25 protein-coding genes, 1 tRNA gene and 1 other RNA gene are annotated in these 24,492 nt (G+C 62.3%); 14 read left to right on the top strand and 13 right to left on the bottom strand.

Annotated elements, in window-relative coordinates:
* Nucleotides 1-19 precede the first annotated feature (19 nt).
* The 3 genes from HMPREF3104_RS11125 to HMPREF3104_RS11110 all read left to right on the top strand — a co-directional run bounded on the left by HMPREF3104_RS11125 (nucleotide 20) and on the right by HMPREF3104_RS11110 (nucleotide 1,815).
* The gene (locus HMPREF3104_RS11125; RefSeq protein WP_070495952.1) at nucleotides 20-604 is read left to right on the top strand and encodes a VIT1/CCC1 transporter family protein; all 585 of its coding nucleotides are present in this window, start codon (nucleotides 20-22) and stop codon (nucleotides 602-604) included.
* A 66-nt stretch (nucleotides 605-670) separates the two neighbouring features.
* On the top strand, nucleotides 671-1,474 hold the full coding sequence (locus tag HMPREF3104_RS12640; protein WP_210386505.1) for a hypothetical protein: 804 nt from the start codon (nucleotides 671-673) through the stop codon (nucleotides 1,472-1,474).
* A gap of 26 nt (nucleotides 1,475-1,500) precedes the next feature.
* On the top strand, nucleotides 1,501-1,815 hold the full coding sequence (locus HMPREF3104_RS11110; protein ID WP_141738239.1) for a hypothetical protein: 315 nt from the start codon (nucleotides 1,501-1,503) through the stop codon (nucleotides 1,813-1,815).
* 13 nt (nucleotides 1,816-1,828) lie between these two features.
* Here the strand turns inward: HMPREF3104_RS11110 and HMPREF3104_RS11105 are convergent, their stop codons facing one another.
* Nucleotides 1,829-2,353, bottom strand: coding sequence for an NUDIX hydrolase (locus HMPREF3104_RS11105; RefSeq protein WP_070495946.1), 525 nt, complete (start codon nucleotides 2,351-2,353; stop codon nucleotides 1,829-1,831).
* Between the two features lie 28 nt (nucleotides 2,354-2,381).
* Between HMPREF3104_RS11105 and HMPREF3104_RS11100 the strand changes: the two genes are divergently transcribed.
* Nucleotides 2,382-3,116, top strand: a complete 735-nt coding sequence (locus HMPREF3104_RS11100) for a hypothetical protein (protein ID WP_141738238.1) — start codon at nucleotides 2,382-2,384, stop codon at nucleotides 3,114-3,116.
* Here the strand turns inward: HMPREF3104_RS11100 and HMPREF3104_RS11095 are convergent.
* The 6 genes from HMPREF3104_RS11095 to HMPREF3104_RS11075 all read right to left on the bottom strand — a co-directional run bounded on the left by HMPREF3104_RS11095 (nucleotide 3,100) and on the right by HMPREF3104_RS11075 (nucleotide 10,359).
* Nucleotides 3,100-4,002, bottom strand: coding sequence for a trypsin-like serine protease (locus HMPREF3104_RS11095; protein WP_070495942.1), 903 nt, complete (start codon nucleotides 4,000-4,002; stop codon nucleotides 3,100-3,102). The two genes, HMPREF3104_RS11100 and HMPREF3104_RS11095, sit on opposite strands and share 17 nt — an antisense overlap.
* A 137-nt stretch (nucleotides 4,003-4,139) precedes the next feature.
* Entirely contained in the window at nucleotides 4,140-4,304 is a 165-nt protein-coding gene (locus HMPREF3104_RS12525; protein WP_168156384.1) for a hypothetical protein, read from the bottom strand.
* A 2-nt stretch (nucleotides 4,305-4,306) separates the two neighbouring features.
* The gene (thrC, locus tag HMPREF3104_RS11090; protein WP_070495940.1) at nucleotides 4,307-5,785 is read right to left on the bottom strand and encodes a threonine synthase; all 1,479 of its coding nucleotides are present in this window, start codon (nucleotides 5,783-5,785) and stop codon (nucleotides 4,307-4,309) included.
* 21 nt (nucleotides 5,786-5,806) lie between these two features.
* A complete protein-coding gene (locus HMPREF3104_RS11085) occupies nucleotides 5,807-6,082 on the bottom strand; it encodes a hypothetical protein (protein WP_070495938.1) in 276 nt (91 codons plus the stop codon).
* 9 nt (nucleotides 6,083-6,091) lie between these two features.
* Nucleotides 6,092-9,034, bottom strand: a complete 2,943-nt coding sequence (locus tag HMPREF3104_RS11080; RefSeq protein WP_070495936.1) for a bifunctional [glutamine synthetase] adenylyltransferase/[glutamine synthetase]-adenylyl-L-tyrosine phosphorylase — start codon at nucleotides 9,032-9,034, stop codon at nucleotides 6,092-6,094.
* Nucleotides 9,031-10,359 (bottom strand): glutamine synthetase family protein, encoded by a 1,329-nt coding sequence (locus HMPREF3104_RS11075; protein ID WP_052203522.1) that lies wholly within the window; start codon nucleotides 10,357-10,359, stop codon nucleotides 9,031-9,033. The genes HMPREF3104_RS11080 and HMPREF3104_RS11075 overlap by 4 nt, the downstream gene beginning before the upstream one ends.
* 619 nt (nucleotides 10,360-10,978) lie before the next feature.
* On the opposite strand from HMPREF3104_RS11075, the gene HMPREF3104_RS11070 reads away from it, so the two are divergent.
* Both HMPREF3104_RS11070 and HMPREF3104_RS11065 read left to right on the top strand, forming a co-directional pair.
* Nucleotides 10,979-11,941 carry a hypothetical protein gene (locus HMPREF3104_RS11070; RefSeq protein WP_070495934.1) on the top strand — a complete coding sequence of 321 codons (963 nt, stop codon included), beginning with the start codon at nucleotides 10,979-10,981 and terminating at the stop codon, nucleotides 11,939-11,941.
* 100 nt (nucleotides 11,942-12,041) lie between these two features.
* The gene (locus tag HMPREF3104_RS11065; RefSeq protein ID WP_070495932.1) at nucleotides 12,042-13,643 is read left to right on the top strand and encodes a CYTH and CHAD domain-containing protein; all 1,602 of its coding nucleotides are present in this window, start codon (nucleotides 12,042-12,044) and stop codon (nucleotides 13,641-13,643) included.
* A gap of 21 nt (nucleotides 13,644-13,664) precedes the next feature.
* On the opposite strand, the gene HMPREF3104_RS11060 is transcribed toward HMPREF3104_RS11065, so the two are convergent.
* Entirely contained in the window at nucleotides 13,665-13,871 is a 207-nt protein-coding gene (locus HMPREF3104_RS11060; RefSeq protein WP_052203518.1) for a hypothetical protein, read from the bottom strand.
* 40 nt (nucleotides 13,872-13,911) lie between these two features.
* On the opposite strand from HMPREF3104_RS11060, the gene HMPREF3104_RS11055 reads away from it, so the two are divergent.
* Nucleotides 13,912-15,132 (top strand): galactokinase family protein, encoded by a 1,221-nt coding sequence (locus HMPREF3104_RS11055; protein WP_070495930.1) that lies wholly within the window; start codon nucleotides 13,912-13,914, stop codon nucleotides 15,130-15,132.
* Here the strand turns inward: HMPREF3104_RS11055 and HMPREF3104_RS11050 are convergent.
* From HMPREF3104_RS11050 to HMPREF3104_RS11030, 5 genes are all read right to left on the bottom strand, one after another.
* Nucleotides 15,129-16,514, bottom strand: coding sequence for an RNB domain-containing ribonuclease (locus tag HMPREF3104_RS11050; protein ID WP_070495928.1), 1,386 nt, complete (start codon nucleotides 16,512-16,514; stop codon nucleotides 15,129-15,131). The two genes, HMPREF3104_RS11055 and HMPREF3104_RS11050, sit on opposite strands and share 4 nt — an antisense overlap.
* Nucleotides 16,515-16,540: 26 nt before the next feature.
* Nucleotides 16,541-16,943, bottom strand: an RNA gene (gene rnpB, locus HMPREF3104_RS11045) — RNase P RNA component class A.
* A 133-nt stretch (nucleotides 16,944-17,076) separates the two neighbouring features.
* On the bottom strand, nucleotides 17,077-18,219 hold the full coding sequence (locus tag HMPREF3104_RS11040; protein WP_070495926.1) for a bifunctional RNase H/acid phosphatase: 1,143 nt from the start codon (nucleotides 18,217-18,219) through the stop codon (nucleotides 17,077-17,079).
* A 2-nt stretch (nucleotides 18,220-18,221) separates the two neighbouring features.
* A complete protein-coding gene (locus HMPREF3104_RS11035) occupies nucleotides 18,222-18,899 on the bottom strand; it encodes a zinc ribbon domain-containing protein (protein ID WP_070495925.1) in 678 nt (225 codons plus the stop codon).
* A 5-nt stretch (nucleotides 18,900-18,904) separates the two neighbouring features.
* Entirely contained in the window at nucleotides 18,905-20,056 is a 1,152-nt protein-coding gene (locus tag HMPREF3104_RS11030) for a Nif3-like dinuclear metal center hexameric protein (RefSeq protein WP_070495923.1), read from the bottom strand.
* Nucleotides 20,057-20,092: 36 nt separating this feature from the next.
* On the opposite strand from HMPREF3104_RS11030, the gene HMPREF3104_RS11025 reads away from it, so the two are divergent.
* The 7 genes from HMPREF3104_RS11025 (at nucleotide 20,093) to HMPREF3104_RS10995 (ending at nucleotide 24,369) form a co-directional block, all read left to right on the top strand.
* Complete coding sequence (locus tag HMPREF3104_RS11025; RefSeq protein ID WP_070495921.1) at nucleotides 20,093-20,731, top strand: HAD hydrolase-like protein; 639 nt, start codon at nucleotides 20,093-20,095, stop codon at nucleotides 20,729-20,731.
* Entirely contained in the window at nucleotides 20,718-21,191 is a 474-nt protein-coding gene (locus HMPREF3104_RS11020; RefSeq protein ID WP_070495919.1) for a low molecular weight protein-tyrosine-phosphatase, read from the top strand. Before HMPREF3104_RS11025 ends, HMPREF3104_RS11020 begins: the two co-directional genes overlap by 14 nt.
* A gap of 5 nt (nucleotides 21,192-21,196) precedes the next feature.
* Nucleotides 21,197-22,126 carry an SURF1 family cytochrome oxidase biogenesis protein gene (locus HMPREF3104_RS11015; protein WP_070495917.1) on the top strand — a complete coding sequence of 310 codons (930 nt, stop codon included), beginning with the start codon at nucleotides 21,197-21,199 and terminating at the stop codon, nucleotides 22,124-22,126.
* Between the two features lie 19 nt (nucleotides 22,127-22,145).
* On the top strand, nucleotides 22,146-22,697 hold the full coding sequence (locus HMPREF3104_RS11010; RefSeq protein WP_141738237.1) for a hypothetical protein: 552 nt from the start codon (nucleotides 22,146-22,148) through the stop codon (nucleotides 22,695-22,697).
* 53 nt (nucleotides 22,698-22,750) lie between these two features.
* A complete protein-coding gene (locus HMPREF3104_RS11005) occupies nucleotides 22,751-23,488 on the top strand; it encodes a hypothetical protein (RefSeq protein ID WP_052203497.1) in 738 nt (245 codons plus the stop codon).
* Between the two features lie 23 nt (nucleotides 23,489-23,511).
* Nucleotides 23,512-24,225, top strand: coding sequence for a hypothetical protein (locus HMPREF3104_RS11000; protein ID WP_141738236.1), 714 nt, complete (start codon nucleotides 23,512-23,514; stop codon nucleotides 24,223-24,225).
* A gap of 68 nt (nucleotides 24,226-24,293) precedes the next feature.
* A tRNA-Val gene (locus HMPREF3104_RS10995) sits at nucleotides 24,294-24,369 on the top strand.
* Nucleotides 24,370-24,492 lie beyond the last annotated feature (123 nt).

The following is a 24,492-nucleotide window of genomic DNA, read 5'->3' as shown; positions in this document are numbered from 1 at the left end:
ACCATGCATCATCGGCCCCATGACCGTTGTAGTTGAACCCATCATCGGCTCTCACGTCGCGCAGGAGCCGGCCACTCCACCGCAGCACGAGGCTGGTCTTGGTGAGCGCATGAACCGACTGCGCGCAGGTGTCTTAGGCGCCAACGACGGCATCGTGTCCACCGCCGCCGTGGTGGTGGGTGTTGCGGGTGCCACCGACAGCCTCTCCGCTATCGCCACCGCGGGTCTTGCCGCGGTTGTCGGTGGCGCGATCTCGATGGCGCTGGGCGAATACGTCTCCGTGTCCTCCCAACGCGACTCAGAGCGAGTCCAAGGTTTAGCCGATCATCACTTAGTCAACCCGTGGTCCGCAGCAATCGCCTCCTTCCTTGCGTTCCTGTTGGGCGCAGCGCTGCCGTTCGCTGCAGCTGTGCTCACCCCGGTGTCAGCTCGCGTGGTTGCGATCTTTGCTTTGACGCTGGTGTCCTTGTCGCTCACCGGCGCACTGTCCGCCAAGCTCGGTGGCGCGGCTGTTGGGCGCTCCGTTGTGCGTGTGGTACTCGGAGGCACGTTGGCGCTTGGCGCTACCTTCCTTGTCGGCTCCCTGTTCGGCAGCCAGCTGTAGAGGCCTGTGTACTCCCGTTGTAAGCTTTTGGCATTTACCAAGCTTATTTTAACGTGAGGGGTGCGTATGTCTTCGCCGTTTAATCCGAACCAGCAGTCACAGTTTGGGGGTCAGCCGCAGTTCGGACAGGGTCCTGGACCTGCTCAAGGTCCTGGCCAGCCGCAGTTCGGCGGTCAGCCGCAGTTTGGTGGTCAGCCGCAATTTGGCCAGCCACAGTTCGGCGGTCAGCCGCAGTTTGGCCAACCGCAGTTCGGGCCTGGTCCTGGCCAAGGCCCAAGCCAGCCTTTTCCTGGCCAGCCTGGACAGCCGTTCGGGCAACCTGCGCCGAAGCGGCGCGGCCCGGGCTGGCCAACCTGGTCCTACTTGGCGTTGACCGTTGCGTCGCTTCTGGGCAGCTTCCTGCCGGTGGCGGCTGTCGGTCTTGCGTGGGAAGGCCTCGGTAGCGCGGCGCTTACCTTCAACTGGTGGGGCTCGATGTCCTATGAGGGCACCGGTTTCGGCACGATTGGCCAGGAGTACTTCGAGGAGGGGCTCGGCGGTCCAGATGCTGGCATGCTGATCGGGTCCATCGCAGTGATCTTGTTGTACGTCGGCGCCACGGTTGTTGGCTTTCTTGGCCGTGACAAGATTGCGGCGATTGTCGCAGCTGTCGCGGGTGGCGCACAGTTGCTGACCACCATCGTGACCGCGTTCCAGATTGACGGCATTTACGGTTCCCTGGCCGCCGGCTGGTACCTGTGGTTGCTGTGCTCCCTGATTGGCCTGGGCATTGCCATTTGGATGTTGGTGAAGGGCACGCGTCCGGCGCCTGCACCACAGTCACCGTTTGGGCAGCCGCAGCCAATGCCACAGCAGGGTCGGGGCTGGTAAAGATGAAGCGCTTTGGGGCTTTACTCTTGACGACGCTCACGTTAACCCTCACCACCGCCTGCACCAACAACGGCGGGGTGGACCTTGAGGCGCCGGTCTACGTCACTGTGGACAGTCTCGACGGCGCGAAGGTGACCATTACCAAGCATCAGCCGCTCGTCGTCCCCGTTGGCGAGAACCTAGATCCGGATGCGTGGACTGAGGGCAGCGTTGAAGACGAGACGATCGCAACCTTTGAATCCGGCCCGAGCTTCCGCGCGGTAGGCGTTGGCACCACCAGCGCCCAGCTGACCAACCCGGATACGGGTGAGGTCTACACCTTCTCCCTTGTTGCGAAGTAGTCCGGTGAAGGAGCTAGCGCTTCTTCAGCCCAAAGCGGGGGGTAAATGAGGTGGGGTGCTTGCGCTGCGCGGCGGCGTCTCCAATCACCAAACGCCACTTCGGGTCGGTCACCGGCATGTTTGAGATCGGGAACCAGCCGACCTCAGTGGACTCATCATCACCCACCACGGGTACTTGGTTCGGATCGTCGGCCTCGCAACGAATCTGCACCGACATGTAGCTGGCCTTGTCCCCGTTGTCATGGGTCACGGGACCAACCGCCCCCACGCCCAACAGTGCAGCGGCGCTCACGCGCACTCCGGTCTCTTCCAGGACTTCGCGAACAGCCGCGTCATGCGGCTCCTCCCCCGGGTCCGCAATGCCGGTGACCGGCGTCCACTTACCGTTGTCGGTGCGCTTGACCAACAGCACCTCGGGGACGGCCCAGACGGAATTATCCGTTGAGTCTCGCAGCACCACCGCGGCCACTGCGGGCAGCCACATAAGGTCGGTGCCGATCTTGGCGCGTGTCTGAACAATGAACTCCGGGATTGGCATGGTTGCCAAGTGTAGACTTCCTGTCATCATGAGCACGAACAAACGCATCCCCACCCCGATTTTTGTCATCGGCTACGGAGCAATCGTGCTCACCCTCATCGTTGCCATGGCCATGCTGGTGAGCTACCGCGCGGACGCAGAGGCAGATGCCAGCGCCGCAACCGGTACAGCAAGCACCACAACCACAACTGAGCAGGATCCGCGCCAGGCGTGGAACCCGCCGCTTCGAGACGAAGCGAATGTCCTGGCCAGCATCCGCCCTTACCTGATCACGGACGTGGAATCAGCCGTCGGCGAAACCGGGGTCATCGTTCGCGGAAAAGCCACGGAAACCGCGATGGCGTCCACGGCAGAGTTCACCGGGCACCTCTCACGCATGCTGGAGCAAAACTGCCTGGACACACTTGTGCTGACCACCCCAAACAACATGCGCATCAGCTTTTTGGGATTCTGCTTCTCCACGCTGCCGCCGGCAAGCATTGAGAAATACACAACGTTTGCTGCAGACGAAGACGCGGACTCGCTAGCGTTTGTGAACTACAACAGCGCCGCTGGGGTTGAGGTGGCGTTGGGGTGGTTGGACGTGGCGTCGGCAAGCAAGCTGAGCGAACTGGAGCAGACCTGGAAGCGCCTACCTCTGGAGCCTGGCTTGGACCGACTGCGAACCAGTGCTTACACCGACGAGGAGGTTGCTGCCGGGCAGCGCGTGCGCGGCACATACATGGAGATTCGCCGCGGCGAGCTGTTTACCACGACTGAGTAACCCACGCCGGCTCCGGCACCACCGCGTGAATCACGGCCATGAGCTGCTCAATGTTGGAGTAACTCATGCGCTTCGGGTTGTCCATCCCCTCGAAGCACTCCTCATCGGAGCGGCCCGCCTCGGTGCCGGACACCACGCCGATGATCACGGCGCGGCCGTTGACCTCACTAAACACCGGCCCGCCGGAGTCCCCAGGGGAGACGCACACGCCCGCAATGTCGCCGAAGGTGGGCAGCTGTTCTTCCACCATCGTGTCTACAATCTGCACGCGCTGGGTCTCTAAGAACTCACCGCACGTATAACCCGTGGTCCCGCCCGTCTTACACACGCGGCCAGGGGCGGGAATGTCCTGCGCAATACCGGTTGGGATGGGATCGCCCACAACCTCCATGGCGCGCTGCGGGTCAGTGATCTCAATGATGCCAATGTCAACGCGCTCCCCACCCGGGTTAAACAGACCGGAGTAAATGAACCGGCCGGCCTCGCGCTCATAATCGGAGGCAAACGTAGCGTTCGTCGGCCACACCAAATCCCCCTCGTGCCCGCAATGCCCAGCAGTCACGGCGTAGTTACGGCCGTGAATATCGCTGAAGGAAAACGCCACCGTGCACGACTGCGCGGTGAAACTCTCCCCCGGCGCCGGGTAATGGTCCGTGGTCTGAATCTTTGTGCCCGGCGCCCACACCGCGTACTCCGGCACCAACACCTGGTTCGCTGGCTGCTGCGGCTCACCTTCCGGGTGCTCCTCACCGGGTGGCGTGCGTACCTCTTCGAGTGCCTGGCGCTCCTGATCCGTAGGACTTGGCACTTTGGACGTGGTCACCCCCAACCACACCACGCCCGCAACCAGCGCTAGTACGGCGACGACGGCAAACAGCCACGCCACGCCCGGCCGGCGGTGTGTTTGTTGAGCAGGCTGAGGCGGGCCCTGCTCAGGAAACGCCCACGCAGGGCCCGCGCCAGTCTGATACTTCCGGGCAGCACCAAACTCGTCGCGCTGACCCGGTTCCTGCGGGTTCGTGCTTACTGCCCCGCCTTGTCCTCGTTCTGCGCCTCTTGTTGCGCCCCTTGTTGTGCTTCAGCCTTCTCCTTCGCGGCCTCTTCCGCCTGAATCTTCAGGTCACGGATGAACTTCTCTGGATCAAACTCCGTGTACTGCTCCGGGCCTGCGAACTGCTCCTGTGCCATGGTTAGACCTCCGTGTTGTCCGTGTTGTCCGTGTTGTCAATAGCGTTGGCAATGAACTGCTTGACCGCCTCGGCGTCATTGGGCAGGTCGGTGACGTGGCGCTCAGCGTCCATAATCCCCTTGAAGCGCTCCGGCACCCTCGGGTATTCCTCAATCGCTTCATAAATGGTGCGGCTGAACTTCACCGGCAGTGCGGTCTCCAGCACGATCACCGGGGTATCCAGCTTGTATTGCTGCGCAGCCGACACGCCATCAGCCGTGTGCGGGTCCACCACAATCCAGAAGTCTTCCTTCAGCTGGCGGATGATCTCCAAACGGTCCTCATGGGTAGAGGTGCCTGACAGGAACCCAAACTCATCACGAATCCGTGCCATGACCTCCTCGCCTGCCGCACCGAAGTCAGCGGTGTTGAAGCCGCCGTCTTTCACCTTGGTGCCAAACAGCTCGGCGGTAAGCGTGGGGTTGCGCAGGGTGGCGTCGAAAATCATGCGCTCAAAGTTCGAGGCCTTGGAGATGTCCATCGACGGCGAGGACGTTGCAAACGTCTCCTCCGCAGAGCGCGGGCGGTACTCGCCGGTGACAAAGAACTCATCCAACACGTCATTTTCGTTGGTGGCCACGATCAGCTTGTCAATCGGCAGCCCCATCTGCTTAGCAATGTGGCCCGCGCACACATCACCAAAGTTGCCGGTAGGCACGCTGAACGAGACCTTCTGGTCGTTGCTTTCCGTCACCCTCAGGTAGCTGGAAATGTAGTACACAATCTGCGCAAGCAAACGAGCCCAGTTAATGGAGTTGACCGCACCAATCGAGTACTTGGACTTAAACGCCGCGTCCCCGTTGACTTCCTTGACCACATCCTGGCAGTCATCAAACACGCCATCGAGCGCGATGTTGAAAATGTTCGGGTCATCCAGACCAAACATCTGCGCCTGCTGGAACGGCGTCATGCGTCCCGCCGGGGTGAGCATGAACACGCGGATGCCGTCACGGCCACGCATCGCGTACTCCGCGGACGAACCCGTATCACCGGAGGTGGCGCCCAGGATGTTGATCTCCTCGCCGCGGCGGCCCAGCTCAAACTCGAACAGCTCGCCGAGCAGCTGCATCGCCATGTCCTTAAACGCCGCGGTCGGACCCTCAGACAGGTGGGCGATGTAGAGCTTGTCATCCTCCAGGCACGTCACCGGCACGATCTCTTCGTGGGCGAACTTGCCCCCCTCGGTGGTGTACGCCTTCGCGGTGAGCTGCTCAATCACCTGCGGCGGAATATCGTCCACGTACAGCTTGAGCACCTCGGCAGCTAGCGCTGCATACCCCTTCTGTGCCAGCAGCGTGCGCCACTGATCAAGCGTGTCGCCGCTGATCTGCGGGTAAACAGCAGGCATGTACAACCCGCCGTCTGGGCTTAGGCCCTGCAGCAGGATGTCAGTAAACGAATGGGCAGTCGAGTGCGGGTCGCGCGTTGAGATGTAATCCACAACGCAACAGTCTACGTGGTGCTAGTGGCGCGGTGGCTCTTGACGGCCAGTGAGGATGTCCACCACGGAGCGAATCGCGGCGTCTCCAAGCGGCGGCAACGGACGGTGCGCCGCAACTTCCGCCTCCGGCTCCTCCTTCGGCGCCGCGATCGTGGGCTCTACCTGCAGGGTGAGCGTCTCGCCCTCAAGCGCAAGCTTTGCATCGGGGGCCACGCCAGCAACGCGGGCGGCCTCTACCAACGCCACCAGGTCCGTGTAGGTGGCGTCAGCCAGATCAATCGTCATATTCACAGCCATGGCACAAGGCTACTCGTGCTCCAGTGAGGGCGCCTCGCCCCAGAACACCTCCTCCACCACACGGTGCGCGCGGCGGGTAATGCGCAGGTAATCCTCCAGAAACTGTTGCTGATCATCCGGGTCATAACCAGCCGATCCGGCGACCTGCGCCAGGTGCGGGCCCGGCGCGGGCAGCTGGTCCGTGCGCTTTCCGGACACCAAGACCAGCGCGTTTCGGGCGCGCGTGGCGGTCAGCCATGCGGTGCGCAGCGTCCGGGCTTGAGCGGCGGGGAGCACGTCCGGGTCGTCCAGCTCCGCCAGGTAGTCCAGCGCCTCAAGCGTGGAGGTGGTGTGCAGCTGCGGGTGCTTGTGTGCGTGCATCATGGTCAGAAGTTGCACGGTCCACTCCACGTCCGCCAGCGCCCCGCGTCCAAGTTTGGTGTGTACGGAACGATCGGCGTTGCGCGGCAGCCGTTCATCATCCACACGCGCCTTAATACGCCGGATTTCGCGCACGGCAGATGGCGGGGTGCCGCCATCCGGGTACCTAAACGCATCCGCCATGTGCAGGAAACGCTCGCCGACCTCCTCATCACCGGCGATCACGGTGGCGCGCAGCAGCGCCTGGTACTCCCAGACCTCACCCCACTCGGTGTAATAGCGCTCATAGGAAGCAATCGTGCGCACGACAGGTCCCGAGCGCCCCTCAGGCCGCAGGCCCAGGTCCACCTCAAGCGGCGGATCGCCCGAGGGCTTGGACAGGCGCGCACGCATCTGCTCAATCATGCGGCTCGCCCACGCCAACGCCTCTTCCTCATTCGCGCCTTCAACGGGCTCGGCCACCGCCATCACGTCCGCATCCGAGCCGTAGCCCAGCTCCCCACCGCCAAGCCTGCCCATACCGATAATGGCAATGCGCGCAGGCTCCGCACTCACGCCACGCTCCGCAAGATCAGTACGGATCTCCGCCAGCAGGGCGGCTTGCAGCACGGCGTCCCAAATAATGGTCAGCTCCAGGCACACCTGGCGCACCTCCATCAGCCCCAACAGGTCGGCCGAGGCGATACGCGCAAGCTCCGCGCGCCGCAGCGAACGCGCCACACTCACCGCCTTATCCGCATCGTCCTGGTAGCGCTTAGAGGCCGCAATGATCGCCTTCTTCACCTGATCCGGTGCGGGTTCGATGAGGCGGGGGCCCGCGGAGCCGTCTCCAAGCAACTTGACCACTTCCGGCGCCGCAATGATCAGATCAGAGGTGTACGGCGAATTGCCCAGGATCTTTATCAGGCGCATGGACACCACGCCCTCATCACGCAGCATCCGCAAGAACCACGGCTTATCCTCCGCCGCCTCAGACAGCTTGCGATAGTTCAACAGGCCCGCGCCGGGATCCGCGGTGCTGGCCAGCCACGTCATCAACGTTGGCAGCAAAATCGCCTGCAGCTTCGCCTTGCGCGACGTGCCCTTCACCAGCGCCGCCAGGTGGTCGTAAGCGCGCGCCGGGTGGCGGTACCCAAGGGCCGCAAGACGCGCCTTCACATCGTCCGCCGACAGCGCCGCCTCGCCCACCGTCAGATCCACCACAGCACCCAGCAGCGGCCGGTAGAACAGCCGCTCATGCAGGGTGGACACGGTGTCGCGGACGCGCTTCAGCTCAGCTTCCATCTCACCTATGGCACTTTTGCTTGTCGACGCCACAAACCCCGCCGACCTTGCCAACCACCGCATCCGGCGCTCATCATCAGCCTCCGGCAACTGGTGTGTGCGCTTAAACCGCTGCAACTGCAGCCGGTGCTCCAGCAGGCGCAAAAACTCATACGCACCAATCAGCGCCTTGGCGTCCTCGCGGCCCACGTAGCCGCCTTGCGAGAGTGCTTCGAGTGCGTCGATGGTGTTGCGGGTGTTGGGGGTGCGCAACGTGGCGTCGATACGCCCGTGCACCAACTGCAACAACTGGACCGCAAACTCCACATCGCGCAGCCCCCCGTAGCCCAGCTTCAGCTCGCGCGAACGCACGCCCTCCGGCACGTTGTCTAGCACGCGGCGGCGCATGGCCTGGACGTCCTCAACAAAACTGTCGCGCTGGGACGCCTCCCACACCATCGGCCCCACCGCGTCCACATACTGCTGGCCAAGCTCCATATCCCCCGCCATCGGACGCGCTTTGAGCAGCGCCTGGAACTCCCACGTCTGCGCCCACCGCTTGTAATAGGTCACGTGCGAATCCAGCGTGCGCACCAACGCGCCCGCCTTTCCTTCAGGACGCAACCCCGCATCCACCTCAAAAAACGCCGCCGAACCAATCTTGATGAACTCGGCAGCCACCCGCGTGATCTTCGTTGTCACCTCATCGGCCACAAAGATCACGTCCACGTCAGAGATGTAATTGAGCTCCCGCGCGCCACACTTACCCATGGCGATCACCGCCAGCGTCGCATCCGGCTCCTCCTCGCCATACACCCGCTGCGTGGCAAGCTTGAGCGCAGCCTTCAGCGCAGCGTCCGCGATGTTGGTCAACGCCTCCGTCACCGCGCGATACCCCAACGGCTCGCCCTCACCAAAGCCCTTAACCGCAGCAAACGTCCCCGCCAAATCCCTAGCGGCCACCCGCATCACCAACGTCCGATGCGCATTCTTCAACGCTTTTTCATCCGTGGCGGCCTTCGCCATGAACTCGTCCGCTTCCTGTGCGCTTGGCAGCGGCAGCGTCAGCGTCTCCAGAAGCTCAGGATGTGCAATCAAGTGATCCGCCAAGGCGGTAGATCCGCCCATGAGCGCGAAGAAAGGGGTGCGTTGGGCGTCGTCAAGCAAAAGGCTCCTGCCGTTGGCGAAGCGATGCGCATTGTTTAAGGCAAGGTCAGGATCGGCGGCGCCTGCAAGCGTCCACAAGGAGGCCTCATCTTTTAGGCCAAGGGCTTCGAGGTCCTCGGCGGCGCGGCGGCTAGTCAGACCAAGTTTCGCGGGGCTGATCATAGATCCAACCCAGTCTCAATCTCCCACGGCGTGACCTGCGACTGATACTCATGCCACTCATCCCACTTCGTGCGCAAGAAGAACTCAAACACCTGCTCACCCAACACCTCAGCCATAAATTCCGAACGCTCAAGGTGACGAAGCGCCTGGTCAAGCGACCCCGGCAAATCCCGATACCCCATCGCGCGACGTTCACGACGCGTCAACGCAAACACATCATCACGCGCCGGCTCATCAAGCTCATACTCGCCCTCAATACCCTTCAAGCCCGCGGCCAACACCGCCGCAAACGCTAGGTAAGGGTTGCAGGCCGAGTCCAGCGAACGGACCTCAATACGCCGCGAATCCGCCTTATGCAGCCGATACGTAGGCACACGCACCATCGCCGAACGATTCGAAATACCCCACGTAGCAGCCGTCGGCGCCTCAGACCCAAACTGCAAACGCTTATACGAATTCACCCACTGATTCGTCACCGCCGAAATCTCCGGCGCATGCTCAATAATCCCCGCGATGAACTGACGACCCACCCGCGACAAACTGATCTCATCATCCGGATCATGAAACGCATTCGTCTCACCCTCAAACAACGAAAAATGCGTATGCATCGCCGACCCATCCAAGTGTGGAAACGGCTTCGGCATAAACGTCGCATGCACACCCGTGGCCTCCGCGACCGTCTTCACGATGTACCGAAACGTGACCACATTATCCGCCATAGTCAACGCATCCGTATGCCGCAGATCAATCTCCTGCTGCCCCGGGCTCGCCTCATGGTGAGAAAACTCCGTGGTGATGCCCATGTACTCCAACGCCGCAATGGCTTGGCGACGCAACTTCGGCGCCTCATTTCGCTTCGCCTGATCGAAATACCCACCCTTATCCGCCGGCGTAATCTTGTCCTCACCCGGCTTGACCACATAAAACTCAATCTCAGGGCTGGCGAAAAACTCAAACCCCATCTCACGCGCCGCATTCATCTGACGCCTTAAAACTTGACGAGGATCCGCAAACAACGGATCCCCATCCGGCATCGTAATGTCACAAAACATACGCGCCGTCTGCAGGCCCGCGTCCTCATCAAACGGCAAAATCTGGAACGTAGACGGATCCGGCCTCAACAACGTATCCGACTCAGACACACGACTAAACCCCTCAATCGAACTCCCATCAAAACCCACCCCCTCCTCAAACGCCGACTCCAACTCCGCCGGCGACATCATCACCGTCTTCAAACTCCCCGAAATATCCGTAAACCACAGACGAATGAAAGCGATGTCCTGCTGCTCCACCAAGCGCAGCACGTTATCCGTTTGAGAGCTCATGGTGGGAAGTTTAGCTTTTGTTGGGGGTGGGGTTGAGTGGGTTTGTGTGGGTTTGGAGTGTGCGGTTGGTGGGTTGGGGCGCGTTTGGTTGGGGTTGTTGTCGTTTGGCGCTGGCGGTGTTTGGCGCTGGCGGTGTTTGGCCGGGCCCGACACCGTCCCCGGCCGCCTCGGACGCCGTTCCCAGCGCCGTTTTTGACGCCGTTTTTGGCGCCGCCACACCTAAACCCCGTTTAGTGGACCCCGTTTCCGCTGCGATTCTACGGTCTAAACGGGGTCCTCCGAACGGGTTCTGGCCACTCGACCTCTACGGCAATGCCAGAGCTAACACATCGAAGTCTGGAAATGAACCACCCTGCCCAAATCCCTCGCTGAAACCACCCCTGTTGTGGCTCCCGACGCCGCCACACCTAAACCCCGTTTAGCGGACCCCGTTTCCGCTGCGATTCTACGGTCTAAACGGGGTCCTCCGAACGGGTTCTGGCGCATAGAAAGACGCATCCGGATGCTCGGATCGACAAAGCAAGACGGAAAAACAGTATTTCCATGCGAATGCGGTGGTGCGACCGCGCCTGCATGCGTTAAACTCCCCTCAACGCAGCAACATTTTCGGGGGGAAATTGTGGATATTTACGCACTCATTGACCGTTTGATCCGTCCTGGCCGAGCGGACCAGCAGGAATGCAAGAAGCTCTCTGCCACCAAGTTCATCGCAACGTCGGATTGGCAGGCACTAAAACGCCACGAGCAGGAGTTTCTTCGCTGCTATGCCGTGGGGGCGGCCACGCGAAGCGCAGTCTTGATCGGTCGTTCAGCTGCGGCTATTCACAGCATTTGGACGCTTCCCGACATCGATGCTCCTGTCCATCTTGCACACCCGAAGCCCAGGGGTTCAAAATTCTGGCCCCAAGGTGTGACTTACTCCAGTATGCACATCCCGAACATGGACACCATCGCATTCACCCCCACAGGAACCACGGACAAACTCCGCGTCACCAACCCCGTTCGAACCGCAGTAGATATTGCACGCATCCACGGGGTACGCCACGGGGTCATAGCTATAGACTCGTTGTTCCACAAAGCACAGAAGCCGTGGGAGCGACAGAAGATACGTGAAGATCTCGAAGCCGCGATTCGGCGGATGACCGGGAAGAAGGGCATTGACAAGGCAAGGCAGGCGTTGGAGTGGAGTTCGACCTGCTCGGAGTCGCCGTACGAATCGCTCTTCCGCGTCGTGCTGCGAGAACACGGCATTGTTGTCCAGGAGCAGATGTGGATTGGCAGGCACGTCCGGCCAGACTTTGTATGGGGCCAAGCTGTGGCCGAAATCGATGGTGCGGTCAAACTTGACGAAGATCCCAAACGTGCCGCCCTGGAACAACTCCAGCGCGAAAACTGGATCCGCTCCCAGCTCTATGAGGTGCTTCGCATCACAGTGCCCGAACTTCTTCGCGACGAAGCCGAGTGCATCCGCCGCTTCCTTGACATAAAAGCCCGATCCGAGCTACTCGGCGAACCGCTAACCAAAGCAACACGCGAACGCCCACACATCGGCGAGCACTGGCGCTACCCGTCCACCGGATAACCGGAACGCCACCCGGACGCCCCTCCGCCACACCTCCCGGGCGACTCACACCGCCCGCGACTATCGTTGTAGCTAATACCCAATCAAAGGAGGCCACCCCATGGGCGAGAAGAAAAACAAGCAGGCAGAGCGCCACCTGGAGGTGGAGATCAAGCTTGCCGTGGATGATTCGACGGCGGTGCCGGATTTAACGCAGCTGCCGGGGGTGAGCGCGATGAAGGACACCACGGAGCACAACTTGTCCGCGGTGTATTACGACACGCCTGATCTGAGGCTTACGCGGCAGAAGGTTACGTTGAGGCGTCGTAAAGGAGGCGCCGATGACGGCTGGCACTTGAAGTTGCCGGCGGACGGTGATGGTCGTCAAGAATTGCGCGCGCCGTTGGATGATCCGGCCACGATTCCGGCTGAGCTGCTGGATCAGGTGCGTGCGATTGTGCGCAATGTGCCGTTGGAGCCGGTGGCGCAGGTGGACAACCGTCGTGTGGAGTCCAAACTTGCCAACGAAGAAGGCGAGGTCATCGCGGAGTTTTGCGACGATCACGTCACCGCCTGGTCACTACTTCCCGGCGGCGAGCGCACCTCGTGGCGCGAGTGGGAGCTTGAGCTGGCGGAGTCGATTGCGGGTACTGAGGAGGGTCACGCGATGATCCGGCAGGCCACGTCTTTCCTTATTAATAGTGGTGCGAGGAAGTCGTCGTCGCCGTCGAAACTGGCCACGGCGCTGGGCGATTCTGTGCACACCGCTCCCCTGCCGCCGCATTTGCGGGAGCCGGAGTTGGAGGAGGGCTCGCCGGCCGCGGCTGTGATCGCTGCAGTGCGCGCGCAGCGTGATGAGATCGTGGCGTGGGACCCGAAGGTGCGCGCGGATGAGTTCGATTCGGTGCACCAGCTGCGGGTGGCTACGCGCGAGATGCGCTCGCTGTTGGAGACGTTTGAAGGCATCCTCGAAGGCGAGCAGCTTGCAACGCTTGAGGCGGAGCTGAAGGAAACCGCCGCGGTGTTGGGCGTTGCGCGTGATGCCGAGGTGGTTGAGGAGCGTTTCATCGAGCTGTTGGAGACCGATGAGAGCGGGATGATCGATGAGGCCACCCGCACCCACATCGCGGGCGACATGCGCGCGGACTACACCGCAGCCCACGCGGAGATTGTCGCGATGCTAGACGGTGAGCGTTTCCTGAACATGCTGGATGCCATCGATGACCTGCTGGCCGCCCCGCCGGTGCACACCCGCACCGAAGAAGAGGAGGACGCCAATGAGGGCGAGACGGACACAAAGATCCTCATGGAGCACCTTGAGAAGGCGTTTAAGAAGGTGCGCAAGCGCGACGCGAAGGTGGCGGAGCATTACCACGACACGGATTTGCCGCTGCACAAGCGCGAGGATTACGTGCATGACGTGCGCAAGGCCGTGAAGAAGCTGCGTTACGCCACGGCGGCCGCGGAGGCTGCGGGCATTAAAACGGGACGCTTGGCCAAGGCGGCGAAGGCGCTGCAGACCGTGTTGGGTGATTTCCAGGACGCGGTGACCTCGCGCGATCGCATCCTGCGCCTAGCCGATGAGGCCCGCGAGCGCGACGAGGACACCTTCGCTTACGGTTTGCTCTACCAGCGGGAGCTCATGCTTGGCGACGCCGCGTTGTCCTCCTACGACGCCTCCATGCGAGAACTGAAGAAGGCCTTCAAGAAGATCTCGAAGTAGCCGCACCCAAACCCTGCGGGATTACTTCTCCCAGGAGGCGGGTTCGCCCCAGTTGTCGTCGGCTTGGTCGGCGGCGTCGGCAAGCCGGGTGCGCTCTTTCGCAATGGCGATGGCGTGCTCGGCGGCCTCGCGGGTGTCGTACGGGCCCATGCGGTTGTCCCAGGACGCAACCTTGCCTTGGGTGACTTCGCCGGTTTCGGGGTTGTAGTAGAACTTGTCGTCGCTCATGGCCGAAAGTGTACCTGCGTGAGTTGGTACTGTAGGCCGCATGGCAAAGCTGACAGAGGCGGCAAAGGCGACAAAGGCGGCAGAGAAAGTTCGCGCACTACACACGCAGCGCACGGGAGCCCAGCCTGCGCATGTGGCTACGGCACCGGCAACCTGGGTGTTGATCGGTGAGAACGTGGATCACTTCGGGGGCGTGACCGTTGTTGGTTTGGGGGATCTGCGGGCGGCGGCTGCGGTCAGCCCGCGTGAGGACGACCTGATTACGCTGCACGCCGAAAGCCTGCATTCCCCCGTGGCGACGGGTGAGGCGACGCTTGCGCAGCTTGCAGAAGGCGTGATTGAAGATCCGCTGATGCGGCGTGTGGTTGGTTTGGTGCAGACCATGATTACGCGCCAGGTGCTGTCGCGAGACACGGCCGGGTTGGACATCACGGTGGTCTCCGAGATCCCGGTTGGTGCTGGTCTTGGCGCGTTGTATGCGGGGGACGCGGCGATTGCGCTGGCGCTTGCCGGCGGCAACGCGGAGGTCAACGATCCGCCGATGCGCACGCGCCTGGCGGAGGTCTGTTCCCACGCGGTTGGTACGTATTCCTCGCTTGCGGTGTTGCGCGCGCGTCACACGGTGGCGCTTCGCGGCACGCCGGAGCAGGTCACGGTGGTGGATTACGCCGACGGTTCGGTCGCACCCGCCCCGCACCCGGGCAAGTTGGGGGTACGCATCTTTTCTATCGCGAAAGCGTGGGGCCAGCCGTACGGCGAGCAGAAGGAACGCATTGCCACGTGGCGTGGGTTTATTGATGATGCGGTGGGTAACTTTGGCGTGGCGTCGTTACGCGAACTGCCCGACAACGTAGACCGGGTGGTTGAGTGGGTGGAGGCGCGGCGCGACGCGGGCGATGAGACGGCGCCGGAGCCGCAAACCGCGCGGCGCTGGGTGCAGTTTTGTGAGACGGAGACGCTGCGCAGCCTGGCGGCGGCCAAGGCGCTGCGTTCGCGTCGTGGCAATGAGCTGTTTACCCTGCTGAACTCGCCTACTGAGGCGCACGACTTGGAGACGCCGGACGCGCTGGTGGAGCTTACGCTGCAGCGCGGGGCGACTGCGGCACGTCCAGCGGCGGCGGGTACCTCGCAGGCCGTCATCGCGTTCGTGCCGGTGCAGGAGGCAGACGAGTTTGCCAAGGTCTTTGCCAAGGACTTCCACGTGCTGGAGATCCGCCCCGGCGAGGCGGCGCGGCTGGAAGACCAGGCGGATAACGCCTAGTCAGCAGGCCAGGCGAACTCCACCTCGCGTGCTTGAGGGTCCGCGCGGATCAGGGAAAACACGCTTTGGGTGCCTTCGGCCGGCCCGCCTATGGAAGGCGCAAGCAACGGCGGCTGCGTCACAAAAATACGTGCACGCTGCGGCCGGTGTTGCAGCACCACGCCCTCAAAATTGTGCCCCACCCAGGGTTTGAGCACGGTCGCCTCCGTCAGGTTCAGCGCCGCCTTATCCACGGTGTTGGCCAGTTGGGAGGTCCGCGACATGGTTTGCAGGACCACCTCGGCGTCATCGGTAACCCAACTCGGGATCTCGTAGCCACCGCTGATGGCCAAGCACACTTCGGTTGCGTATCGGTCAATCAGCCGTCGCAAAGGGGCGGTGACGTGCGAGTAATACCCGCCAATGCCCGCATGTACCTCGGGCTCACCTTGGGACAAGTCCACGTAGCCTGAGGAACGCAGCAGCTTCTGCGCCTCGCGCATCACGGCCGCACCGCGCGGGGTGTCTGCATCAACGCTGGCCAAAAACGCGCCGATCTCCCCCTCCACCTGAAAGCCAAGGTTGTGCGCCTCCGAACGAAACTCCGCTTCTGCTTCCTTGGACGCAGGCTTGAGCGTACGCAGGAAGCCCACCCCTGCGTCTACCATCATGCGCCCAGCCACCATGCCGGTAAGCAGGGAGATTTCAGAGTTGTAGTCCATCGCGGCGTACCTGGGTTCAATGACCAGCTCAAAAGTGCCGTCCGGGTTTTCCACCACGCGCACCGCCGGCAGTCGAAGGTTGACCGCTTGGCGACGAAACGAAGACTGCTGCCTCAACCTGCCCACCTCGGGCAGGAGGCGTATCTGCGCCATCACGTCTCCCCCATCAAACGCGCGCTGCACCTGCGCGTAATCCAACCGTGCCACGGAGTGAATCAGGGCGCGCTCGACGTGGGCATGCTTGACTTCGCCGGCGGCGTCGAGATCAAACGTCCATAAGACAGCCGGGCGATCAACATTGGGAAGCAGGGATGCGCTGCCTTCTGAAAGCGGCGCCGGGTGCAGGCGTGCCGGCTCATCCGGCAGGTAAATCGTCTGCCCGCGCTTCAGAGACTCCTGCTTGACCAGCGAAGACGGCTCCACAAACGCCGCCACATCCGCGATGGCGTAGTACACGCGGTAGCCATCTCCGAGCGTTTCAATGCACAGCGCCTGGTCCAAATCTTTGGAGCCGGGTGGGTCGATGGTGACTAGGGGGATGCCGCGGGCGTCGATACGCTTGTGCTCAGGCGAAAACTTCAGGCGCTGCGCCTCTGCCGTAACCTCCTGCGGGAAATCCGTGGGCACATCGAACTCTTGCGCAAGTGCACGGAAATTCAGCGGCGCGGCATAGAGCTTCATGCTTTGCCAGCATGCCAGACAAAAGGCGAATGAGTCAGCCTATGAGCCGGATTCTGTACCCTTTCGGGCGGCGATCATCCATCTGGACCACCCATTGCTGGGCGGCCTCAAGCAGCTACCTTCGGACTGGGCGGGCAGCCTCATCACGTCCGACAACCTCCGCCTTAAAGGCGGGGGCTCTTGCCTTGCTCCCGGTGGGGTTTACCTGGCCGCCTGTGTCACCACAAACGCCGGTGCGCTCTTACCGCACCCTTTCACCCTTACCCCTGCCTTACGGCAGTGGCGGTTTGCTCTCTGTTGCACTTTCCCGCGGATCGCTCCGGGTTGCCGTTAGCAACCACCGTGCCCTGTGGAGTCCGGACTTTCCTCGACCTGCGCCTACCCCAAGTTTAGGGCGGTTCACAACGCCGCGATCACCCAGCCAACTCATTCGCGGTAGCTCATTCTAGTGCGTGGGCTGCGCGTGCGCCCAATCGGTGTTTGCAGCTACCTACATGCAGCTACTAATCGATTTCGATTGGTAGCCGGGTGTAGGTAGCTACGAACTTGCCGTGGGAGACGGTTAGCGGTGGTGCGCGACGTCGTTGAAGGTGCGCACCACGCCGAAGTCGCCGTAGAACTCCACCACGGAAATGCTGGCCAGGTCCAGGAACATGTGGCGAAACGTCTCCGCACTCGCCCCGAGCGCCTGGCGGATCACGGACTTAATCGGCGTCATGTGCGTGACCACCAGCACCGTCTTACCCTCGTGCGCCTCCTGCACTTTCAGCCGTGCGCGGGTGACGCGTCGGTGCAGCGCGGTCGTGGATTCACCCTCCGGGGGGCTCGTGCTAAACGACGCCTCCCACTGCCCAAACTCTTCCCCATACCGCTCCATAGCTTCCGCGCGGGTCAGGCCTTCGAAGGCGCCGAAGTTGAGTTCGCGGAAGCCGTCGATAATCTCCACGTCCAGGCCGAGCGCGTCCGCGCAGTACTCGGCAGTCTGGCGGGCGCGGGTCTGCGGGGAGGAAACGATCACGTCGATCTTGCCCATCGCCGCGATCGTGTCGGCGGCGCGTTTCGCCTGTTCACGGCCGATGTCGGTCAGCTCCGGGTCGGAAGAGCCCGAGTATCGACGCTGCGCCGAATGCTCCGTCTGCCCATGCCGCAACAGGACGAAGCGGGTGCGCGGGGCGTCCGTGCCCGACCAGTGCGCGGGGCTTGCGACAACATGGTTCCGCGACTTCTTCGCAGAACCGGAATCCTTGGCGGCGGGTTTCGCGGCGGGCACGCCGCTGTCGAGGATGCGCGGCGTGCCGTCTTTCGCGGCGGCGTCCATGGCAACGTTGGAAAGATCGTCGGCCTTCTTGTTCTTGGCGCGCGGCACCCAGGTGTAGGTGACCTTGTCAAAGAATGTGGCTACGTCGCGGGCGTCGCGGGCCAGCTTTTGCATGTCGGGGTGCTTGATTTTCCAGCGGCCCGTCATCTGCTCGACGACAAGCTTGGAGTCCATCGACACGTCCACGCGCGTGGCACCCAGGTCGCGGGCGGCTTCAAGGCCGCGCAGCAGGCCGTAGTATTCGGCGACGTTGTTGGTGGACTTGGCACCCACAACGTAAGCGATCTCGGCCAAGGTGTCGCCAGCCTCGTTGTAGAGGACGGATCCGGAACCGGCGATGCCGGGGTTGCCGCGGGAGCCGCCGTCGCAAAACAGCGCAACACGCATGGCTAGCGCTCCGTCACGCGCACCAGGAGGGTGCCGCAGTTGGGGCAGGTCGGCAGCTCATCATCAGCAACGGCCATGACCTCGGCGCGCTCGGTGGGTGGCAGCTGCAGGAAGCAGCCGCCGCAGGTGCGGCTGTTAAAGGACGCCGCGCCCACGTTGTCGTACACCTCCAGAATGTCTGCCGGCAACTGAGCACGCAGCGCTCCGGTGTCCACGGGCGTTTCCTCCGGCAGGGCGTCTACGGCGCGTTGGGCGGCTTCGAGTTTGCGCGTGGCCTCATCAAGCTGCGCACCGTGGACCTCACGGTTGTTGCGAAGCGCCGCGATCTCGTTGTGCGCCTCTTTAAGCTCATAACGCAGATCCGTCAGGCGCGCCTCCGTGGTGGACAGGTCATGCTGCAGGTCACGGCGCACCTCAACGTCCGTTGCTGCGCCAAGCTGGGCGATGTTGTCTTTCTTGCGGCGCTCAAGCTTGCGCTGATCCTCCTGAATACGGCGGATCTCCAGCTCCATGTCATCTACCGCCATCTGCGCGGCAGAAGACGCCGCGGCAATGCGCTCGCGGTCCTTCCCGGCGCGCTCTAGCTCCGCAACCTCCGGTCGGGTGACCGGGCGTGTGGCGGCCGCTTCAGCAATGGCCAGCTTGAGCAGCACGGGTTGTAGTTCCTGCGACAGGTGCATGGGTGTTAGTCCTCCACGTTTGGGTTGTCGGCGGGGTGTGCGGAAACGGTCCACGGGTCGGTGCGTACCGGCAGGATGACGGTTTCCACGTCTAGCTCTGCCACGATACCCGCGGCCTGCTCGGTCCACGGAAACTCGCTGGCCCAGTGGGCGGTGTCAATGACTGCTGGCCCGCCGGCGCGCAAGTGTTCGTCAACTGGGTGGTGGCGCAGGTCTGAGGTGACGTAGACGTCGACGCCGAGGCGTGTGACGTCGTCAAGAAAACTGTCCCCTGAGCCCGAGGAGACCGCAACGCGCTTGACCATCTGGTCTGGGTCGCCGGCGGCGCGCACGCCCCAGACGGTGGTGGGGAGCGCGTCGGCGACTTGCTGGGTGAACTCTCGTAGCGTCATGGCCTTCGGCAGCTCGCCGATGCGCCCGAGCCCCGTGGCCTGGGAGAGGTCGGTGGTGTCGGCCATTTGGACCACGTCGAAGGCGGGTTCCTCGTACGGGTGGACCTCACGCAACGTGTCTACAAGCGTGCGGCGCAGGCGGGTCGGGGCGACGAATTCCACGCGGGTCTCGGTGCTGCGGTGCAGCTCGCCGGGGGTGCCGGTAGTGGGTGACGCGGCGTCGATAGGCAAAAACTGCCCCTGGCCCTCGAAGGAAAACGCACACTTACGGTAGTTCCCAATCTCGCCGGCGCCGGCGTCAAACAGCGGGCCCATCACCGCGTCTACATCAGCCGGCGGAATGTGGATGCCCCAGTGGTCAATGCCGTCTAGCAGCACGGGGCGAATCGGGCGGCCGGGTTCAATACCAACCAGCTCAGCCAGCTTGTCGGAGACCCCCGGGCGCGCGGAATCCGCGTTCGTGTGCGCCGCAAACAGCGCCACCCCGCCTTGAAGCAGCGTGTGGATCACCTTGCCCTTCGGCGTGTTCGCCGCCACCGAATGCACGCCGCGCAGCAGCAGCGGATGGTGCACAACCAGCAGTTGCACTTGCTTCTCGACGGCCCGTTGCGCCACCTCCAACGTACAATCCAGCGCAAACGCCACCTTGGTCACAGGGGCTTCGGGGTCGCCGCAAATCAGGCCAACCTTGTCCCAGCTTTCTGCAAGCTGCGGCGGGTAGGCGGTTTCAAGGGCGCGGACGCAATCAGCAACGGTGACAGTCATGGCACCCAGCCTACAAATCCGGCATGGTGGTTTGGTGTGGCGAGCATTCTTGTAGACGTAGACGGCACCCTCATCGACTCCTACCCCGGCATCCGCGCGGGATTTATCAGGGGCATGGAGGCCCTCGGGTTGGAGGTGCCGGGTGAGGATTTCTTGCGCAAGATTCCGGGTCCGCCGATGCGTGATTCCTTTGCGGCCGCGGGTCTGAGCGCGGCAGAGGTTGAGCGTGCCATGGAAGCGTATTCGGACTACATGTCTTCTGTTGGCTGGCGTGAGTTCACGGTGTTTCCCGGCGTGGGCGAGCTGCTCAAGGGGTGGAAGGCGCTGGGGCTGCACATCTGCACGGCGACCAGCAAGAGCGAGCGCTTTGCCCGCCTTGCGCTGGAGGACGCCGAGCTGATGCCGTATGTGGATTTCCTCGGCGCCGCTAATCATGAGGTGGGCCGCGCCACGAAGATCGAGGTGATTGAGTACGTCCTTGCGCACGCCTCCCCGCCCCACCCGCTGATGGTGGGCGACCGCATGCATGATTTCGATGGCGCGGCGCACTTCGGTTTGCCGTCGGTTGCAGTGACGTGGGGCTACGGTGATGAAGGTGAGTGGGCGCGTGCCACGCATGTGGCGCGCACGCCCGAAGATTTGGACGCGATTGTGAGGACACATGCTGCACATTGATTTTGTCTGCACGGGCAATATTTGCCGCTCCCCCATGGCGGAGGTGATTGTGCGCGACAAGCTGGCCGAAGCGGGTTTTGGCGAGGACGCTGTCCAAGTGACGTCCAGCGGCATTGGCAACTGGCACGTTGGCCACCAGGCGGATCACCGCGCGCTTGCAGAGCTTGCCGCCCACGGATACAACGGTGAAGCCCACCGCGCCCAACAGTTCGGCGCCGAGCAGTTCGACGCTGACCTGATCGTTGCACTGGACCACAACCATGTCTCTGAGCTGGTGGCGCGCGGCGTCCCGGAGGACAAGGTGCGCCTGCTGCGCTCCTTTGACCCGCAGGCTGACGCCGATGATCTGGGCGTGGCGGATCCCTACTACGGCGGCCCGGAGGGATTTGCGGTAACTCGCGAGCAGATTGAGGCCGCGGCGGACGGCATTATTGCTTGGGTGCGCGCCGCACTAAGGTAGTCACTGTGAAACAAACCGGTAAACCGTGGTGGAAGACGTTTTTAACGCCTGGCTGGGTACTGTCCGCCGTGCTGATCATCCTGTTTTCATACTTCGCGTTTACCACGCTCGCGCCCTGGCAGCTGGGCAAAAACGAGCGCTTAGAGCAGCGCAATGAGCACATTGTGGAGGCCTTTGACCAGGACCCGGTGCCGCTTGATACCCGCGTCAACCCGGACGGTTCGCTTCCCGATGGCGCCGATTGGTCCCGCGTTGTTGCCACGGGCCATTACGCCCAGGGTGCTGAGGTGTTGCTGCGTCTGCGCTCTGTTGATCGCGTCGCCGCATTCCAGGTGCTCACGCCATTTGAACTCAACGACGGCCGCACGGTTCTAGTCAACCGCGGTTGGGTGCCCGCCAAAGAAGCCTCACACGTGCCACCTATTGAGCCCGCCCCCACCGGCGAGGTGACGATCACGGGCATGCTGCTTGCAGACGAAGGCGTGCACCCCACCGAACCCAACATCATCGAAGGCCACCAGATGGTCTATTCAGTAAGCCCCGGCCAGATTGGCGAGCTCACCGGCACGGACCCGATCAGCCCGTACATCCAGCTGCTCGGCGGCTCCCCCGGCGTGATCAACCCGATCCCGCTGCCCCAGCTTGAAACCGGCAACCACCTGTCCTACGGCTTGCAGTGGATTGCGTTCGGCCTGCTCGCCCCGGCCGGCCTGATCTACTTCATTGTCAGCGAGACGCGTGAGCGCCGCCGCTTCCGCGAGGAGCAGGAGGAGCTTTTACTTAGCGACGCCACAACGCCCTCCCCCACCCCCGCCCCCACTTCTGCCGCTGCTGCGCCGGATGCTTCTGCTGCGCCAGCTCCTGCGCCGGCGCGGAGTCGCTATGGCGGTGGGCGCAGAAACCCCTGGGCCACTGACCGAGACGAGGAGCGCTAGCGGGCCTAGGATGAGGGGCGTGACTGATCTTCTTCGTAATGCTTTGGCCCTGTATGCCCAGGCAGGCGTAACGCTTGCACCTGGTGTTGAACCGGATGACGTGGAAGATGCCGTGTTGGATGAGCCCGCTAGCTTCCGCAGCTTCCCGCTGACCACGCTTGCTGGCCTGACGTGCCCGGATGGCGAGCCCCTGCTGGCTGGCACGGTGATCAGTGCTGGTCTTTCCGGTGCTGCGGACTTCACCCCCGCTATCCACCAGCTTGCGCGCGCCGCAGGCACCACTGCTTCCGACATCGCCGTCATGCCGGATCCCGGCACGCGTGGCGCAACCGGTTCCTTGCGCGTACGTTTCGGCGATTGGGACGTGGCCGACATCAACTACAACTTCGACGACGCCACCCGCGCTTTCGAACTCGACCTAATTTCCGCGGTGTTGCCTATGGACGCCACCGCCGCCACCTTCCCTACCCCCGACGGGCGCGACGTCACCGTGTTCCTTCCATCCAACGCCGACACGGCAGGTGTGAACGCCTTGATGGACGCGATTGAAACCGAGTTCGCCAAGGCTTAACTTCCGCTAAGCTTCTCCCTAACTTGAACACCTTTAGGGGGAAGGAAATACGTATGGGGTGGGCCCAACAGGCAAAACTGGGGTTCTTCTGGCTGCTAGCCATTGTCTTAAGCTGCGTGTTCGTTTGGATTGCCTACCAAGAACGCAGTGCGTATGGCTGGTTCGGTATCGGCTCTATGGTTGTGATTGCACTGTGCCTGTGGATTGCATTCCCACTCATCGCCGCCCTTAACTCCAGCGGCAAGTGGTACACGCTGAAGGCGTTACAGCCGGAGTTGGAGATTTCAGAACACGGCATGCGATGGCAGGTGAAACCACGAAACGACATCCTCCGCGCCGTGGTCCTGGCACCAATTTTTGTCGGCCTTGGCGTTTACAGTATTTTCATTGCTCCCACAACCGGGGGCCACGGAGCCGTGATGCCGGTTTTCGGTGTCTTGATGTTGGTGTTCATCGCTTGGTTTACGGTCAAGGCCATTACCAACCAGGTCTCTGCGGAGCTCCGCGGTGACGAGTTGATGTACCGCGTACGAAAATATCCCTTCCGAGTCCTCGAACACCACGTATCCCGCATAAACAACGCACGCTTGTATGCGGTGACAGACCCCGTCCCAATTGGGTGCCAGCTTTGGGTACAAGGCCCCACAACTACAACGCGGTTTTGGCGCGGCAGGCCATCGCGTGTTGAGAAAGCCAGCGAGGTCAAAGTGCCTGTGCCTTACCTCCGCAACGCCACCCCGCATCAGGTACAAGACCTCATCACCCGCGCTTGCAATGCGCCCCAGATCTAATGCGTACATCACACTGGATAAAGTTGGTATTGATCTGGCTGTCTCTGCTCGTCCCAACAGTCATCGGGGTATATCTAGCGATCAGTGAGCGCAGGGACATCGGCGTTCTCGGCGTAGCGGGCGCTATTTTCCTAGGGGTCCACGTCATCATCGCGCCGTTCTTCGGCCCCGCGATCAACTCCAGCGGCAAGAGATACACACTGAAGGCGGTACAGCCAGTCCTCCACGTATCCGACAGTGGTTATCAATGGTCCGTGACAGCCCGCAACGAATGGATCCGAGCATGGTTCGCTGGCCCCCTACTTCTGGGCTTAGGGATAGTGTCTTTAACCGCGTTTCACTCCGACACCGGACGCGGTCCCATCATGCCGTACATCGGGGGGCTGTTGATCTTCCTAGCACTGTATCTCGTAGTGAAGCTCCTAGCCACGGATGTGGCCGCTGAAATGCATGACAACGCCTTCACCTACAGCTCTCGGGGGTTCCCATTCCACCGCCAGGAGCACCGCATTTTGCGTATCGACGCCACACATTTCTGGCAGCACGACGACCCAATGCCCGTCGCCTGCTTCCTACGCCTCTACGGCAACACCGAGACAACCTCCTACTGGCGCGGCAAACCGTACCGGACAACACGAAGCAGCAGCGTGAAAATCCCCGTTCCCTATTTCAAAAACGCGACCGTTCATCAGGTCGAGTCCATGTTCAACAGCTTCCACACGTCACCCCGGCGCTAGCCCAGAGACTGCAGGAAGCCCCCTCTATTTGGTTCTCTCGCATACCGTCTGTTAGTCTTTCCTAGCGCGCGCCGTTAGCTCAGCTGGAAGAGCAACTGGTTTACACCCAGTAGGTCGGCGGTTCGAGCCCGTCATGGCGCACCACTTCCCCCGGTTTCAACGCCGGGGGTTTTCTTTTGCGCGCCCTGACGTGGGGGCCGGGCGGGTTAAGCGACAAAATGTGTGCTTTTCTCGGGTTAAGGGACATTTCGTGTGGATTTGCGGCGT

The organism is Corynebacterium sp. HMSC30G07 (assembly GCF_001806945.1).
GTDB lineage: Bacteria > Actinomycetota > Actinomycetes > Mycobacteriales > Mycobacteriaceae > Corynebacterium > Corynebacterium riegelii.
The sequence above is the reverse complement of the archived record's forward strand: the minus strand, read 5'-3'. Positions and strand labels throughout refer to the sequence as shown.

Bases quoted from the DNA above. Each gene is read 5' to 3' on its own strand.
- HMPREF3104_RS11125 (WP_070495952.1), top strand. From the start codon at position 20: ATGACCGTTGTAGTTGAACCCATCATCGGCTCTCACGTCGCGCAGGAG.
- HMPREF3104_RS12640 (WP_210386505.1), top strand. From the start codon at position 671: ATGTCTTCGCCGTTTAATCCGAACCAGCAGTCACAGTTTGGGGGTCAG.
- HMPREF3104_RS11105 (WP_070495946.1), bottom strand. From the start codon at position 2,353: ATGCCAATCCCGGAGTTCATTGTTCAGACACGCGCCAAGATCGGCACC.
- HMPREF3104_RS11100 (WP_141738238.1), top strand. From the start codon at position 2,382: ATGAGCACGAACAAACGCATCCCCACCCCGATTTTTGTCATCGGCTAC.
- HMPREF3104_RS12525 (WP_168156384.1), bottom strand. From the start codon at position 4,304: ATGGCACAGGAGCAGTTCGCAGGCCCGGAGCAGTACACGGAGTTTGAT.
- HMPREF3104_RS11085 (WP_070495938.1), bottom strand. From the start codon at position 6,082: ATGGCTGTGAATATGACGATTGATCTGGCTGACGCCACCTACACGGAC.
- HMPREF3104_RS11080 (WP_070495936.1), bottom strand. From the start codon at position 9,034: ATGATCAGCCCCGCGAAACTTGGTCTGACTAGCCGCCGCGCCGCCGAG.
- HMPREF3104_RS11075 (WP_052203522.1), bottom strand. From the start codon at position 10,359: ATGAGCTCTCAAACGGATAACGTGCTGCGCTTGGTGGAGCAGCAGGAC.
- HMPREF3104_RS11065 (WP_070495932.1), top strand. From the start codon at position 12,042: ATGGGCGAGAAGAAAAACAAGCAGGCAGAGCGCCACCTGGAGGTGGAG.
- HMPREF3104_RS11060 (WP_052203518.1), bottom strand. From the start codon at position 13,871: ATGAGCGACGACAAGTTCTACTACAACCCCGAAACCGGCGAAGTCACC.
- HMPREF3104_RS11055 (WP_070495930.1), top strand. From the start codon at position 13,912: ATGGCAAAGCTGACAGAGGCGGCAAAGGCGACAAAGGCGGCAGAGAAA.
- HMPREF3104_RS11050 (WP_070495928.1), bottom strand. From the start codon at position 16,514: ATGAAGCTCTATGCCGCGCCGCTGAATTTCCGTGCACTTGCGCAAGAG.
- HMPREF3104_RS11040 (WP_070495926.1), bottom strand. From the start codon at position 18,219: ATGCGTGTTGCGCTGTTTTGCGACGGCGGCTCCCGCGGCAACCCCGGC.
- HMPREF3104_RS11035 (WP_070495925.1), bottom strand. From the start codon at position 18,899: ATGCACCTGTCGCAGGAACTACAACCCGTGCTGCTCAAGCTGGCCATT.
- HMPREF3104_RS11030 (WP_070495923.1), bottom strand. From the start codon at position 20,056: ATGACTGTCACCGTTGCTGATTGCGTCCGCGCCCTTGAAACCGCCTAC.
- HMPREF3104_RS11020 (WP_070495919.1), top strand. From the start codon at position 20,718: ATGCTGCACATTGATTTTGTCTGCACGGGCAATATTTGCCGCTCCCCC.
- HMPREF3104_RS11005 (WP_052203497.1), top strand. From the start codon at position 22,751: ATGGGGTGGGCCCAACAGGCAAAACTGGGGTTCTTCTGGCTGCTAGCC.